Annotated in this window: 13 protein-coding genes; 2 read left to right on the top strand and 11 right to left on the bottom strand. The window is 52.2% G+C overall.

Going from position 1 to position 14,400, the window contains the following annotated elements; all coding sequences use genetic code 11:
• Positions 1–6: 6 nt before the first annotated feature.
• From M0R70_04645 to M0R70_04620, 6 genes are all read right to left on the bottom strand, one after another.
• The gene (locus tag M0R70_04645) at positions 7–2,889 is read right to left on the bottom strand and encodes a DEAD/DEAH box helicase (GenBank protein MCK9418654.1); all 2,883 of its coding nucleotides are present in this window, start codon (positions 2,887–2,889) and stop codon (positions 7–9) included.
• A gap of 28 nt (positions 2,890–2,917) precedes the next feature.
• Positions 2,918–3,685: a hypothetical protein gene (locus M0R70_04640; protein MCK9418653.1), complete on the bottom strand. Its 768-nt coding sequence runs from the start codon at positions 3,683–3,685 to the stop codon at positions 2,918–2,920.
• A 67-nt stretch (positions 3,686–3,752) separates the two neighbouring features.
• On the bottom strand, positions 3,753–3,974 hold the full coding sequence (locus M0R70_04635) for a hypothetical protein (protein ID MCK9418652.1): 222 nt from the start codon (positions 3,972–3,974) through the stop codon (positions 3,753–3,755).
• A 172-nt stretch (positions 3,975–4,146) separates the two neighbouring features.
• Positions 4,147–5,058 carry a toll/interleukin-1 receptor domain-containing protein gene (locus M0R70_04630; GenBank protein MCK9418651.1) on the bottom strand — a complete coding sequence of 304 codons (912 nt, stop codon included), beginning with the start codon at positions 5,056–5,058 and terminating at the stop codon, positions 4,147–4,149.
• 59 nt (positions 5,059–5,117) lie between these two features.
• Positions 5,118–5,432, bottom strand: a complete 315-nt coding sequence (locus tag M0R70_04625) for a hypothetical protein (protein ID MCK9418650.1) — start codon at positions 5,430–5,432, stop codon at positions 5,118–5,120.
• Positions 5,433–5,527: 95 nt separating this feature from the next.
• Positions 5,528–5,731 carry a hypothetical protein gene (locus M0R70_04620; protein MCK9418649.1) on the bottom strand — a complete coding sequence of 68 codons (204 nt, stop codon included), beginning with the start codon at positions 5,729–5,731 and terminating at the stop codon, positions 5,528–5,530.
• 445 nt (positions 5,732–6,176) lie between these two features.
• On the opposite strand from M0R70_04620, the gene M0R70_04615 reads away from it, so the two are divergent.
• Positions 6,177–7,124: a hypothetical protein gene (locus M0R70_04615; protein ID MCK9418648.1), complete on the top strand. Its 948-nt coding sequence runs from the start codon at positions 6,177–6,179 to the stop codon at positions 7,122–7,124.
• 271 nt (positions 7,125–7,395) lie between these two features.
• Here the strand turns inward: M0R70_04615 and M0R70_04610 are convergent, their stop codons facing one another.
• From M0R70_04610 to M0R70_04590, 5 genes are all read right to left on the bottom strand, one after another.
• Positions 7,396–10,089: a UPF0182 family protein gene (locus M0R70_04610; protein MCK9418647.1), complete on the bottom strand. Its 2,694-nt coding sequence runs from the start codon at positions 10,087–10,089 to the stop codon at positions 7,396–7,398.
• Between the two features lie 168 nt (positions 10,090–10,257).
• A complete protein-coding gene (locus tag M0R70_04605) occupies positions 10,258–11,070 on the bottom strand; it encodes a kinase/pyrophosphorylase (GenBank protein ID MCK9418646.1) in 813 nt (270 codons plus the stop codon).
• Between the two features lie 187 nt (positions 11,071–11,257).
• On the bottom strand, positions 11,258–11,467 hold the full coding sequence (locus M0R70_04600) for a hypothetical protein (protein ID MCK9418645.1): 210 nt from the start codon (positions 11,465–11,467) through the stop codon (positions 11,258–11,260).
• A 119-nt stretch (positions 11,468–11,586) separates the two neighbouring features.
• On the bottom strand, positions 11,587–12,063 hold the full coding sequence (locus tag M0R70_04595) for a universal stress protein (GenBank protein ID MCK9418644.1): 477 nt from the start codon (positions 12,061–12,063) through the stop codon (positions 11,587–11,589).
• A gap of 96 nt (positions 12,064–12,159) precedes the next feature.
• Positions 12,160–13,143, bottom strand: a complete 984-nt coding sequence (locus M0R70_04590) for a hypothetical protein (GenBank protein ID MCK9418643.1) — start codon at positions 13,141–13,143, stop codon at positions 12,160–12,162.
• A 347-nt stretch (positions 13,144–13,490) separates the two neighbouring features.
• Between M0R70_04590 and M0R70_04585 the strand changes: the two genes are divergently transcribed.
• Positions 13,491–14,249 carry a segregation/condensation protein A gene (locus M0R70_04585; GenBank protein ID MCK9418642.1) on the top strand — a complete coding sequence of 253 codons (759 nt, stop codon included), beginning with the start codon at positions 13,491–13,493 and terminating at the stop codon, positions 14,247–14,249.
• Positions 14,250–14,400 lie beyond the last annotated feature (151 nt).

Here is a 14,400-nt window from a genome sequence, read left to right as displayed (position 1 = left end):
CTACTTTTACACTAAATGCCACCGAAGTGCAAAGAGCATTTTCTGCTCAGCTTTCTGCTGTAACCGCCTGCTGATCTCGTCAAGCAGCGCGTCCTTTTGGCGGTCAACTTCACGGCTTGCGGCATCATAGCTCCGCCACGCTTCATCCCGATTTGTTTCCAATGTACGCAATGAGCGCTGTTGTTCGAGTTTTTCAGGAAGATTGGGGGCAAAGCGTGCGGCCTTTTTCGTCTCCTTGATTTGCTGATCTAGCTCCTCGAGTTCAACCTTGAGCGCAGTACGACGATCCTCAGTCCAGCGATCCAACTTATCCATCTCTGTTTCAAACCAGACGCCATTTTTCGCGGAGGTTCTTTCTATTACGTTCTTCTGCTGACTTGCCGTGGCCTCGTCCAGCACGGTCTTGATATTCGTTGGAATTTCGCCGGAGCCTTGGTCCGTGCCGGGTAGATCGAACAGTCGTCTGCATCTGGCTTCGTCTATGATCTCGCCATCGTCGGTGACACCCGCAAGCAACAAGTGGTCCTCGGTTTCCAAAGCAGTCACGCTGAAAAGCTGACATGAAAGCCAGCCGCGCTTATTCTTGAGCGATTCGAGGATCGCGATATTTTTCCCGCCAGTGGAATACTGGAATACAACCTCTTTATGAGCAAGTGTCAGATCCTTCCCTTTTTCAAGCACACGCTGGGCAAGAGGATGTCCAACCCGGTACGTATTGGCGTCTTCCACATTCTTTCCCATTCGATAAGGCCCAGGATGAATGGTCTCACCAAGGAAAGGATTGCGTTCAAGCATGAAGCTGTATTCCCGTTCATCAAAACGAGCGAAAGGAGCGAGTAGATGACGAGTGAGATTCCAAAGCCGTTCGTTGAAACGGTCGAGATAATCATAGCTCTGGATGCGGACCTTTTCTACCACTTCCTGATCGAAGTTATTTAGAAGTTGCTCGCGGGCATCACGCTGACCCTGTGCAATCTCGGATTCCAAATCTCGTTGGAGTTCATCAAATTGGAACTGTATTTGTTCCTGGGTGCGGCACTTCTGATATATAGCAGCTATACGCTTTTCAAAATCAACACCAGACTCCACGGCGCCCAATACCTCGTCGCTCGCGCCGAACACGCCGCTGAAAAGCCGAAACTTCTCAGCCAAAAGCTCGTAGACCCGTAGGTCCGCAGCGTTGTTCTTGTTGAGAAAGTTAACAACCACCACATCAAACTTCTGGCCGTAACGGTGACATCGGCCTATGCGCTGTTCGATGCGTTGGGGGTTCCAGGGAAGGTCATAGTTTACAGCCAAGTTGCAGAATTGCAGGTTGAGACCTTCGGCTGCGGCCTCGGTCGCGATCATAATGGACGCATCGTCACGAAAACAATCCACCAGAGCCGCCCGCATATCTGCGCTGGGCGAACCGGTAATGCGGTCTGTTCCTTCGTGTTTTTCCGACCATCGACGGTAGATATCTTTCGATTTCGGATCATTATTCGTTCCATTAAAGAGCACTACTTTACCAGCGAACTCTGTCTGTTCCAAAATTTGGAAAAGATACTCTTGTGTACGGCGAGACTCTGTGAAAATGATGGCTTTCTGCTGGAGTGTAGCCGCGCCCTGGCTCTTTTGCGCTTGCTCTGCTACGGCAAACCCTCGTCTTAATGCGGTCAGAAGCACTTCTCCTTTGGAGTTTTTAACAATGGACCTGGCCAGTCGATGAAATTCCCGGAGTTTATCTGTTTCCTGTCGCATCTCCGCGAGCTGCTCAGATGAAAGCCGTGGTTGTTCAGCGGCCTGTTCAGCATTATCTTCGTCCCACTCATCAGCGAGTTCGTCCAGTTCTTCCCAGTTTTGGGCCAGATCCTCGGGTGGCGCTTCCACTGTCTCTGCTTTGATGGCTGCGACCTCAAGCTTGCGAGCAAGGCCGTCAAGGGTGTCGGATATTGCGTATGTGGACGATGCCAATAAGCGGCGCAGGATGAGCGTCATGAGCTGGCGCTGACTTGCAGGCAAGGCATAGAGTGTCGGTTGCTGGAGATAATCGGAGACCAAATCGTATAGCCGCTGCTCTTCCGATGTCGGCACGAATTCCTGCACCAAGGCATGACGATTGGTGAACTTTACATACTCTAGTACTTGTCTACGCAAGGTACGTTTGCAGAGGGGCCGGAGACGTTCTTTTAGTTCATTAAAATCGGCATCATTACCCAGGCGGGCGAATCGCGCTCGATAGGTTTTAAAGTCGCCGAAAGCATAATCATCAATGATGCTTACAAGTCCGTAGAGTTCCAGAAGCGAGTTTTGGAGAGGCGTCGCGGTCAGGAGTATTTTGGGGAAAGATGCAACGGCCTGCTTGATTGCGTTTGCGATCTTGCTGGACGGTTTGTAAACGTTCCGAAGACGATGAGCCTCGTCGATTACAACTAGGTCCCATGGGGTCTGGCGCAGATAGGGTTCTTGCTTTCGGGCGAACTGATACGAGCAGAGGATGATGGCATCCTGCTGGAATGGGTTGAGATTCCCGGAACGAATGAAATCATTAAATGTTCTATTTTCCAGAATGACAGACGGAAGATAAAATTTGTCGGCAAGCTCCTGACTCCATTGTTTTCGCAGATTAGCGGGAACGATGACGAGAAGCCGGCGCTTTCCTTCGGCCCATTTCTGCGAAAGGAGGAGACCGGCCTCGATGGTTTTCCCCAATCCTACTTCATCGGCCAAGATAGCGCCACGCGAAAACGGATTACGAAAGGCGAACAGCGCGGCTTCGATTTGATGCGGGTTGAGGTCCACCTGGGCATCAGAAAGCACGGAAGCGAGCTTCTCCACGCTATCCGAGGCGCAGCGCCGCGTCAGGTCGTGAGCAAAATATTTGGCGTGATAGTCAGTTAGAGCCATCTTCCAATCTTAATCTTTCCTCTGGTTTTTATTTTTTTGGTTCATTGCCCGGAGGTGTCCCCCCTGAGACGTCAGTTTGCATCTGACTTGACTTCTGTGCGCCCCACGGTCCACCTTCGGCAAGTGCCTTTCCTAACATGTTTTTCCGCATCTGATCCCAATCGTAAGCTCCAAGCAATCCAGGCATAAGTTGTCCGCCACTTTTATATCTATCAAGTACTTCTCTTATATCCTTATGCATGTCTAGTTGAATCGGTAAAATTTTAAGGAGAATTCCGATCATGTCTTCCATCTTTTTTTCCAAAGGCTTGGATGCTTTATACGGCTCTATTAAATCAAGCGTTGCCGGAATCAGGCTGCTTATCATAGTTGGATTTTTTTCTGCTTCACGAATCTGATCTTCAAGCATTTTTTTACATTGTTCAACGTTATCAAGATCCTTAAGATCAAATTCAATAGTTCTTATTACGGTGACATCAAATGGTATATGATCACCATGCTTAATTAATTGCACAATAGGTTTTTTAGTAATATGGCGTATTGCGAGTTCATAAAAGACGTTAGGGTTGCCGCCTGTTAAATCAGCAATGACGAGATCATCGTTGACTAGATGCTCTATTATCTGCATAGTAATTATGCCTGGGGTAGTTATTTTATCGGCTCGAATCGGTTCATTATATCCAAGGTTATCAACAATCGGTTGTATTATATGTTTCAACAATTTATCAGAATGATCCCTTATTTCACTATTGTCTATTCCGATTGGCGTTATGACAAAACATTTTTTCTCAGGCATAGTCCGCCTCCGATAAGGGCATTTGGGATAACTTCTTTCACATTGCCAGTCGTGCGCCCAGCAATCCTTATAAATTTATATACTTCCTGCTCGATCCTTTTGCCTTCTCCACCGGATACTTCGCTTCGTTCACCGCGATCTTATTCTCCACCTCTGCCAGCAAGTTAAACTTATATTCCTCGCTAAGATAGGTTAGGTAGATAAAGATATCAAAAGCATTTGGGGACAGGTCTTGAAATATCAGTTTTAATCTCCTGCCGCCCCTGTCATTGCCATTCTCCACCTTCATTTTTTCATTATAGGGGAGTGACCGACGTTTATGGCTCCGCAAACTGAAAGCTCGTCTTAAGGCTGTTGGCCTTGCTGAAATGAATGGCCTTATCGTGTTAAAGTCTGCCGACGACTACGCCGGGGGAGTGATAGCATTCACCAGCTGCTCTTTTCATTCCTTTCATTAATTGTTATCGTTGCAATGGCTCTATGAACATCCCCCATAAGTACTCAGCCGCACCTTCAAAGCCCATCTTTTCATTTTCAACGCGTCCGCGAAACGCCATGCCAAGGGGTTTAAGAAACAATATATATCCGTCATCGTCTACAGAAATTGACTCGTTGTAGCTGCTATCACCGGGTGAATTCCCCACTGAGTAAGCAATCCCCCCCGGAAAACTTCTTCTATCAGCCAGCCAAATCTTGCATCGGCTGGTTTCAGAACCATTCATATAGACGGCAGCAACAAAATGATTTGCATCTATACGACGGAAATCTGATTCAACGTCATTGTTTCTCGACCGCAGTTCCGAAAGCGATCCTTCAAAATATTTCGCGATGTATTCGAATGCATCATTTAAGAATCGGTCCTTCTCAATGTCGGCATACTTTTTCTTTACCCTCAGATTGCTCGATCTTATCTGAGGCTCTGAGTCAACCTTCCTGTCGGGTGCTACTTGTACAGTGGACTTTGCAGAACTCCCGCCATAGGACTTGGCATTTACCTCTTCCGCAGCTTTTCGAATAGCCTGGGAAATCTCAAGAAAAGCAGCATGTTGATTCGGAAACATGGAGACAGGCTTTCCATCTGTCGGGGTCGCCATCAGTTTTCCAAACGGCAGGCTGTGCCAATCACAAGGATGGAGAATTACCGGGAGCACCCGAGCTTCTCCGGCCTTTTGTCGTTCGATAGCCCTTTTCATTTCAACATCATAGCAATAGTCAGATGCAATAAAATAGGGGCTAACCAAGAGAAGAATGATGTCAGCCTTTTCCAGATGTTCACTGATAACATGATCTATTTCTTCTCCCGCTCCGATTCTGCGATCGTGCCACGTGTCAATCAAGCCTTGACGCTTCAGTGCGGAAAGATGGATTTCCATCTCATCCCGGAGGGCATCATCCTTGTGTGAATATGAAAAAAATACTGTCGTCATATAATTTATATTAAGCTACTCAGTTGTTTAAGAAACGCAACCAAATTGCCGCCATGAAACTCTGATTTGCTCATGCCTACTTTTTCCCAGAGGTCAAATATCTGCTGCTCATGCTGATTTGGTGGCCTTCCACCGCCTCTACTTGGGCAGCCTGACGAAGAAAGAGCCATGTTCAAAGGGTTTTCCTTGATGGATATTTGAACACACACAGGCTGGTTGTCAGCGCGCCGTCGGTTGATCTGTTGGTTTATCCAACTTTCATCAAGGCTTTTGTCGTCCTCAAGACTCCGTACACTTTCTCCTATACGAATAGTAATCATTTCAAGCCTCTCCTTGTAGCGTCACAGAAGGCACATCTGTGGCAAAATACGAAACGGAAAGTGTTTTTTGTGCGAAACCGGTCGCCGATGAAGGGTTAATGCTTTCTGTTATACGGCGACTGATTAGTCGGCTTCAGAGAAACGCCCTCCGAACTCGCCCTGGTTCTTACCGCAGCCTCTGTCCGTCCAAGCTTCAATCCGATAACGCGGGTTGGTGTATTCTCATTCGCCAGTTTGCTCAGTTCCCTGCGGTCTGTATTCGACCAGTCCTTCCCCGAATTCCTCGTGTACTTTGGCATGATAGACCTCCTTATCTCATCTTTGCGACCTTTGCATGAAAACGACAAAGGGGCGACCCTTGATTTGGGCCGCCCTTCCAATATTTATACAAATATCTAAAACAGCGTTATGCCACTTTCAAGACATGTACATCATACTACAACATCTTGTGGAGTCAAGCTCAAATTATCACTACATTTAGTCAATTTACATGCGGGTTTAATAAATCAAGGTTCATTGCAAGGGCATGAAACATAGCTAAAAAAATCACAAAAAAAATACATTTATCAAACCCCGCTCTGGATGCGGTCCCGATTGATAGGGAGCGATTTCATCCCTTTTTCGGCGCCCGAAATTTAATGAAGTTCCCCGTCCCGTTATTGTGAGCGCCATCACCAAAATGTGAAGAATATTTGCATATACTACGTAAAGGAATTCACAACAGCATCGGAAAGGAGCGAAGGTATGGAAAAAATCTGGGTAATAGAGGATCCTGATGAGTATCTTCCGTCTCAGGAAACAATGCGTATCACCCATGAATCACCCCCTCCTGCAGAAAAGAATCCTGCAGCGGCGTATACGCTTTCCCTGTTTTTCTGGGGAGCGGGGCAGATCTACAACGGTCAGAAAGAGAAAGGGCTGTGGTTCCTTTTCTCCATGCTGCTTTCGTACACAGGCGTTGTTCTTTCCCTCGTGTACGGGAAACCTCTTTTCCACGCGCTCCGCTCGTACGGCATTTCCAGCCTGGTCATTTTCATGGCCGCTGAGATTCTGCTTTTCTGTGTTTTGGTCTTCTGGAATTACAACGCCGGCGATGCATATCATACGGCGGTCCGGGCAAGAAAAACGCCTTTTACGGAAGTACCAGGCCGCGTGTATCCCGTTCTCTGTTCTTTGCTTATTCCCGGCTGGGGACAGCATCTGAACGGACAACCGGTCAAAGGCAGTATCTTTACCTGCTGTTCTATATTCAGCCTCTTCTCCGTTGTTTCGATCCCGGTCACCCTGCTGGCCTGGCCTTCCCTTGAGGCCTCAGCAGCCCGTACAACGATTGAAGGGATCTTCACGCTCATGGTGCTGTTTGCCCCTCTGATACCACTTCTCTGGATCTTCGGCAGTTTTGACGCTCTCAAAGTAAGCCTCGATGACTTTAAAAAAGAGCCGCTCTCCGAGAGGATCAAGTGTGCGAACTACCGTCGCCGGACGCACGGTCTGGTGGGGGGCGTCATTCCCCAGATCAGGTCAACCATCTTTCTCCTGCTCTTTCTTGCCTTCCTGATCATCATCAGCAGCCACGCCGTCCCCAAACACTTTTATCTTGATCAGCTTGTGGATGCTCAGACCTGGCTGCGAACGCGGGGAATGACGATCGTGCCGGCGCTTATTGGAAGATTGCTTGCTGGAGCGGGATAGTGTCAAATTTTCATGAAAAAGAGAATGAAAAATGAAGCTGCAAAACTTAACCACAGAGAACACTGAGAAAAAATCGAGTAACTACTCAGCACATCTGTACCCAGAAGGGTATTACACCAGAGAAAAATCATTTTATCCGCAGATTTCAAAAAATACAATTCAGATCCGATTTAATCTGTGAAATCTGCGTAATCTGCGGACAATATTTCGACCTGAGCTTCCTTCCCCATTTCTCCCGAGAAGATCCATCGCATCCATCCAATGCAAGACCTTACTTCGTCATCTGCCGGAGGGTCTCTTCCAGCTCCTTCAGGTACTTGCCGTACCCGGTCCAGTCCTCTTTCCGGAGCGCTTCCCGCGCCTTGCGCAGCTGTTCCATGGCCCGGGAACCCAGTTCCCTGGGTTGCAGCGTGACCGCCGCCCCGGCGGTCTCCATCATCCGCATGCTGGGCAGGCTGCCGCTGAACAAATGCTGGATCGCCGCCTCAAGCGTCTCTTCCATGACCACGTCGTTCCCGTAGGCAACAATGACCCGGCGAAGTTCCGGCAGCCCCCCCTTGTCCGTGGCCACCAGGTAGAGCGGCTGGACATAGATGAGCGAGTCCTCGATGGGGATGATCAGGAGGCTCCCGCGGATCACATCTGAGCCGCGCTGGCCCCAAAGCGTGAGCTGCTGCGAGATATAGGCGTCCTGGTCTATGCGGGCGTCGATCTGGCGGGGCCCGAAGATCAAGCGGTCCCTCGGGAAGGTATAGACGATGACCTTTCCGTAGTTCTCGCCGTCGCATCGCGCCGCCATCCAGGCCGCCAGATTGTCCCGCTTCGACGGCGTGAAGGGCAGGAGCAGGATGAACTCTTCCGCCTGGTGCCCGGGGAGCTTCGTGATGAGGTAATAGGGGTCCATGGTCTTTTGGCGGTACGACGGGACCTCCCAGAGGTCCTCCTTGTTGTAGAACACCGCGGGATCCGTCATGTGAAAGGTCTTGAACATCTGCGCCTGGATCTGGAGCAGCGCCCGCGGGTACCGGATGTGGCGTCTGAGGTCCGGCGGCATCTCGGTGACGGGCCTGAACAGGGTCGGGAAGACCGCGGCATAGGTCTTCGCAAGGATGTCCTTCTGGTCCACCACATAGAACACAACGCTCCCGTCGTAGGCGTCCACGACCACCTTGATCGAGTTGCGGATATAGTTGGTCCCTCCGGCGAGTGGTTTCGAATAGGGAAGGTTGCCGCTCCGGGTGTAGGCATCGATGATCCAGGACAACCGTCCGTTGTCAGCGATGACCATGTAGGGATCGGGATCAAAGGAGAGGAACGGCGCAATCTCCGTCACCCGCTTCATGATCGAGCGGTTATAGAGGATCCGGCTTTCGTTCGTCACATCGCTCGACAGGAAGATATTGAAGTTTCCGAAGTAGGCGGCATAGAGCAGCCGCGACAGGATCGAGGTGAGCCGGACCCCCCCGCTGCCCGCGTAGACGGTATAGACGTTCTCTTTCGTCGTGGGATAGCTGAACTCCCTGGTCTTCGTATTCACGATCACGTAGTCGTTCGGGCTTTCGCCATAGTAGATCTCGGGACGCTTCACCTGCGGCCCCGCACTCGTGACAGGCGGGATGTCCTTGATGAAGAACTCCGGCAGGCCTTCCTTCGTGATCCCGCTCACCGGCCCCAGAGCCAGTCCGAAACCATGCGTGAAAACAAGCCGCTCGTTGATCCAGGACTTGTTCGGCAGATCGGCATAGGAGAGCTCCCGGGGCGACAGCATGACCTGCAGATAACTGCCGTTGACGCTGTAACGATCATTGTCCACGTCACGGAAGTGGTAGTAGGTCCGGATCTGCTGCAGCTGGCTGTAGGTCTTGAGCAGCGGTTCCTCGTCCCAGAGCCGGATGTTCCGTATCGTGGACAGGTTCTTCCGGATATCGGTGAAGGCAAGCTGTTTGTTCGCGGCAAAGGGCTGGAGCTCAATATTTTCCAGGTCGTAACCGAAGCGGGTGAACTTGATATGGTCGGCGATGAAAGGCAGCTCGAGCACGCTCTCGTTCGGCGAGACCTGAAAGCTCTGGATCGTCGAAGGATAGACCTTCAGCCCCAGGACGTACGCGCCGGCAAGCACAACGAGCGTGATGAGCGGAATGGCAAGGGAGCGGCGCGCGGTAACAAAAGGGATAACGATCGCTGCGGCAACCGCGAGCACGGCCATGACCGCGAGCATGGTCAGCCGCACATGCACATCAGTGTACGAGGCCCCGTACAGGACCCCGTGCTCGGTCGTGAGCAGGCCAAAGCGGTCGAGGGCAAAACTGAACCCGAGGGAGATGAGGAACAGCGACAGGAGGATCCCGAGGTGACGTTTCATGAAAGGGTCGGCGGAGAAGGACCCGCCCGCGAGCGCAATGCCGCCCCGGAGAAGATAGACGGCGGCTGCCAGGACCGCGGCGATCACGATCAGGCTGCGCAGCATGATGTTCATCGCGTCGAGAAAAGGATAGTGGAAGAGAAAGAACGAGATGTCCCTGCCAAAGAGCGGATCAACGAGGCCCGCGGGCACGCTGTTCAGGAACAGGAGCGCCTGCTCCCAGTATTGCGCGCCGAGCGGGAAGGCGAACACGAACGCGAGAAGCGCCGCCAGAAGCGAGATCGCGGTCATCAGCCGGTTCAGGTCGAGGTTCTGCAATTGCGGCACGCTTTCCCAGAGGGGGTTCACCATGCCGGACGGGAGCTTGCGCTTTCCGGCAATGAAGAGATTGATGAAGACCATGAGAAAGGCGGTCAGGCCGAACACGAGCCCGGTCAGCAGCTTTGCCATGAAGGTCTTCTGAAAGACCGCGTCATAGCCGACTTCGCGGAAGAACCGCCAGTCCGCCATGAAGGAAAAAAATCCCCGCGCTCCCGCGAGTAGGATGATCCCTGAGACAACGGCAATGATGAGGACCTTGTTCCCCGGCATTTTATTATTCATTCTCCTGCCTCCTGGTGAGCCCGTCAATGAAATGCGTTTCGTGCTGTTCTCTCGTAACTGTATCCGATTTTTTCAGTTGTGGCAAGGGAAAGCGATGGTGCGGGCATAAAGAAACATTGAACGAGGGACGAGCCGCGCGCAAAACCGGAGGCAGAGACCTGCTTCATGCTAATAATATTCGTCATGTTCGGCTCCGACAACATGGTGGACGATCTCCCACGCGGTCTCCTCAATGGATTTGTTCGTCGTATCGACGACTGTCCAGTTCCGGTGTTTTTTTATGAGCGCCCAGACATATTCTACTTCGGCAAAGACCTTCTTGAACTCGCTGTAGCCCGGCTTGAGCCTGGAATTTTTTTGACGCACCGTCCTTATTTTTTGGAGGACCTCGGGGTCAATGGTAAGGCAGACGACCTTGTGCTGGTCGATCTCGAAGAGCTCTTCCGGCAGGGGGATCCCCGGAACGATGGGGACATTTGCGACCTTGAAGCCCTCCTGGGCCAGGTAGAAAGAGGTCGGGGTCTTGGATGTCCGCGAGAGGCCCACCAGAACGATATCAGCTTCCATAAGACGCTCGGCGCCCCTGCCGTCATCGTGCCCGAGGGTATAGTCTATCGCGTCAATACGCTTGAAATACCGTTCATCCACCTTTCTGAGCAGGGTCGGGGTTTCGAGCGGTTCCAGCCGCAGATAGGCGGAGAGATTATTGATGAGCGGGCCCAGAATATCAAGATGGTAGATCGTGTTCTTCAGGCAGAATGCGTGGGCATAGTCCCTCATCTCTTTCCTGACAAAGGTAAAAGCGATAAGGGCCTTGTCCTCCCTGGCCTTGTCGAGGATCGTTTTGAGTCTGGTCTTTGCATCGATATTGTGGAAGACCATCATTTTTGCGCGGGCATGTTCGAACTGCACGATGGCCGCCCTCAGGATGTGCAGACCGCTCTGACCGGTGGCATCGGAAATAATGTAAATTTTTTTCACGGGCCTTCTCCTCCTGGCTTTTCCGTATTGTCAAGATTTAACCACAGAGCACACGGAGAAGATCGTGATTGCATGGAGGAACTGCCTCTGTGTCCTCCCTCCCTCTCTGCGCCCTATTGTTACCAGCACTGTTTGTTTTGCAGGTGAATCCCTCCCGCCCTGACCAGACCGGTCAAAATATTCCAAATCACTTTCGATCTTCCTTCCCCTTCTCCGCCGGAACTACGGCGCCTTTTTTGACCGCTTCATCATATTTGCGCTGAGCATGATGAGAAGCCGGAGCCGCGGGATCGCGCGGCGTGAGAGTTCCGCAGCCGATCAGGAGTGATGCCGCTACGATGATGCACTGTATGCGCTTGTTTGTGAGATGATTGGTAAATATAGTTGTATCCCCCATTACACTTGACTCACTTGCCCTCTGCTTTCCCCACGCCCCACTCCAAACTCCGCACTCCGAACTCCGCATTCCGCACTCCCCGCTCCCCACTCCGAACTCCGCACTCCAAACCCTGCCATTTACTCCACCACCCACACCGCGCAGTTCTTGGCCTCATGAATAAGCTTGCTTGACGTGCTGCCGAAGAGAAACTCCTCGGTCTTGGATTTGTGGTGCCTGCCGACCACCACGGTGCAGCAGGTGAGATCGCAGCGCATAGCGAGGATCGCGTCGGCGAACGATTTTTCCTCGTTCACAAAGGTCTGGATACTGACCTTGTCCTCGGAGAACCCCGATTGGATCAGGACCTGCCGGTAGTTCTCGAGCATTTTCCCGGCCTGAGCTGTTTTTTCTTTGATCCATTCCTGCCCTTGCTCCTCACGGTCGAAAAAGTCCTGCTCGGGAGCGGGGATGATGCTGCATAACGTCACCGTAAATCCCGGCAGACTGCCGAGAAGGTCGGCGACATAGACCACGGCGCGCTTTGAACTTTCCGAATCATCCACGGCGACCAGGAAATGCTTGTCCTTGACGGGACTGTCTTGTTCGGTCTTCATGAGGTGGACCCCTTTCTTTACTGCCTGACGCGGCGATGGCAGGACATGAAGACGCGGTGAATTGTACTCCGTCGCCCGTTCTCCCCTTCCCCCAGTCTATGATCGGTTCAGTATCTCCCTCGCCTCTCCCAGATCGTCCAGCAGTTCACTGGTAGTATCGTAAAACACCTTCGCCCCCGTCGAAAAATGCATCAGCACCCGGTTCAGAGCATCGGGAATGTAGGGAAAGACCTTCTGGAGGTTTGCTACACGGTTATGAAACACCATGTTCATGTCGTCAGACGAAAGACGGTCCAGGGCGTCCGGATCGTCTTGCAGCAACCGGTGCGTTATGACATCCCCCCTGCCGGTGATATAAATAAGGATATTCCCCAAACCGAAGAGATCGTATCCGAACCGGTTCTCCCCGTGGCGGTAGTTAAAGTCGAAGTCGATCCACCGGTACCGGCCCGTGGCCTCGTCCTTGATCACATGGTCACGCCGGATATCGCCGTGCTTCTCGCCGCTCTCATGCAGGAACCGGATGGCCTTCACCATGCCGATGTATTCCTCGAGCAACGCCGGATAGTAATGATAAAAAAAGTCCTCATGGTCCCTGCCCAGTGAAAGCGTGATCTGGGCGATCGTCCTGCCGTGAATATAGTCCAGGATCCTGAGGGGATTGCCCGCCGAATCGGGAACCGTCCTCCCCTGCATGAAATCGTCCCGGCCGCGCACGAGTTCCAGGATGCGCGCCTCCTTGTGGGGGCTGCGCACGCACTCGAACACGAGGGCGCCGATCGTGACGTTGAACTGCTCCTTGAACACCCACTTAAGGATCTTGGTCTCGCCCGTCAAAAGATTGATGGACCGCTTGACCCAGAACTTCGGCTCGTCGTCCAGCCCGAACCGGCCCTCGCGCTCATTGTTTCGTACGAAAAAGGGAACGCCTTTAAGCACGACCACGTCATCGTAGTCCACGTGGAAAAAATCCGAGGTGTCCTTGATCTTCACGCGTTTCGGCACGCGCTCGCGCGGGACCCAGTGCCGGACCATGCGCAAGAGTTCTTTTTCCGTGTACCCGTCATTGCCGGTGATCATCCGTCTTCTCCTGCGTATGATTATACCAGACACCCTCGGTGAGGAAAATGAAATTCGGAACGCGGAGTTTCAAATCCGAGGTGAGTCTCGTCCCTCATCCCTCGTCCATCGTCCCTCTGTTCTCTGCCCTTTGCCCTCTCCCCCCCTGCCTTCGTCCCTCTTTCCACCCCCCTGCTCCTTAAGCTTCACTCATTATGCTTCACTCATTACGTCTCACGTTCTTCACCCGCGCGCCCTGCCCGCGTTGTTTTCTCTTGACTTTTCGGGCAAATAAGTCTAATTTTTTACAAGAATGTCACGCGCGGCACAGCCTGGGAAGGCGCGTGCCCGGAGAGGCGCTACTACCCATGTCGTACCAGATAAAGCTGGAGATATTTGAAGGTCCCATGGACCTTCTCCTGCACCTCATCAAGAAGCACGAACTCGATATCTACTCCATCCCCATCGCACTCATTACCCAGCAGTATCTCGAATACATCAACCTCATGAAGAGCCTCGACATGGAGATCGCGGGAGAGTTCCTCGTGATGGCTTCCACGCTCACGCACATCAAATCAAAGATGATGCTGCCGCCATCCGAAAACCCCGAGGGAGAAGACGACGGTACGGATCCCCAGGCCGAACTCATCCGGCGGCTCCTCGAATACAAGAGCTACAAGGAAGCGGCAATAACGCTCGAGGACAAGGAAGAAACCTGGTCAAAGGTGTACATGCGGGCGTCCGAGGCCGTGCCCGACGTCCCGGAGGACGATGAACCCCTGCTCTTCGACTTTCACCTCTTCGACCTGCTCGCGGCGCTCAAAGACGTCATGGCGCGGGTGCCTGATGCCAGTTTCGAGATCACGGCCGAGACCGTCTCGATCACCGAGAAGATATCCCAGATCCTGTCGCGGCTGGAGACCGTGGACAGCATGCTCTTTGTCGACCTCTTCGAAGAGAGCGCGTCCAAGGCCCAGGTGATCGGCACGTTCCTGGCGCTCCTCGAGCTGATCAAGACCCGCGTGGTAAAGGCGTTCCAGATCGAGCAGTTCGGCGCGATCCGGATCATGAAGGCCGTGACCGAGACCCGGGACCGGGACACGGCCACGGGGAATTTGTTCGGTTAAAAATTGCACATCGTTCACCACAGAGGACGCAGAGGACGGCAATCTTCTTCATGATAAAATGCAAAGCTCGTTTAATTTCTTTCTCAGTGATCTCTGCCTGCACCCAGCGTTTACGAGTGGAACCGCGAGTGCAGGGTGTGGTTAGAGTGTT

The sequence above is a fragment of the Nitrospirota bacterium genome (genome assembly GCA_023229435.1).
GTDB lineage: Bacteria > Nitrospirota > UBA9217 > UBA9217 > UBA9217 > JALNZF01.
Note: the sequence above shows the minus strand (reverse complement) of the source record. Positions and strands in the feature narration are given on the sequence as shown.

What these genes read in the sequence shown, in the direction of transcription:
- M0R70_04645 (MCK9418654.1), bottom strand. Translation starts at nt 2,889, where the DNA reads ATGGCTCTAACTGACTATCACGCCAAATATTTTGCTCACGACCTGACG.
- M0R70_04640 (MCK9418653.1), bottom strand. Translation starts at nt 3,685, where the DNA reads ATGCCTGAGAAAAAATGTTTTGTCATAACGCCAATCGGAATAGACAAT.
- M0R70_04635 (MCK9418652.1), bottom strand. Translation starts at nt 3,974, where the DNA reads ATGAAGGTGGAGAATGGCAATGACAGGGGCGGCAGGAGATTAAAACTG.
- M0R70_04630 (MCK9418651.1), bottom strand. Translation starts at nt 5,058, where the DNA reads ATGGAAATCCATCTTTCCGCACTGAAGCGTCAAGGCTTGATTGACACG.
- M0R70_04625 (MCK9418650.1), bottom strand. Translation starts at nt 5,432, where the DNA reads ATGATTACTATTCGTATAGGAGAAAGTGTACGGAGTCTTGAGGACGAC.
- M0R70_04620 (MCK9418649.1), bottom strand. Translation starts at nt 5,731, where the DNA reads ATGCCAAAGTACACGAGGAATTCGGGGAAGGACTGGTCGAATACAGAC.
- M0R70_04615 (MCK9418648.1), top strand. Translation starts at nt 6,177, where the DNA reads ATGGAAAAAATCTGGGTAATAGAGGATCCTGATGAGTATCTTCCGTCT.
- M0R70_04610 (MCK9418647.1), bottom strand. Translation starts at nt 10,089, where the DNA reads ATGAATAATAAAATGCCGGGGAACAAGGTCCTCATCATTGCCGTTGTC.
- M0R70_04600 (MCK9418645.1), bottom strand. Translation starts at nt 11,467, where the DNA reads ATGGGGGATACAACTATATTTACCAATCATCTCACAAACAAGCGCATA.
- M0R70_04595 (MCK9418644.1), bottom strand. Translation starts at nt 12,063, where the DNA reads ATGAAGACCGAACAAGACAGTCCCGTCAAGGACAAGCATTTCCTGGTC.
- M0R70_04590 (MCK9418643.1), bottom strand. Translation starts at nt 13,143, where the DNA reads ATGATCACCGGCAATGACGGGTACACGGAAAAAGAACTCTTGCGCATG.
- M0R70_04585 (MCK9418642.1), top strand. Translation starts at nt 13,491, where the DNA reads ATGTCGTACCAGATAAAGCTGGAGATATTTGAAGGTCCCATGGACCTT.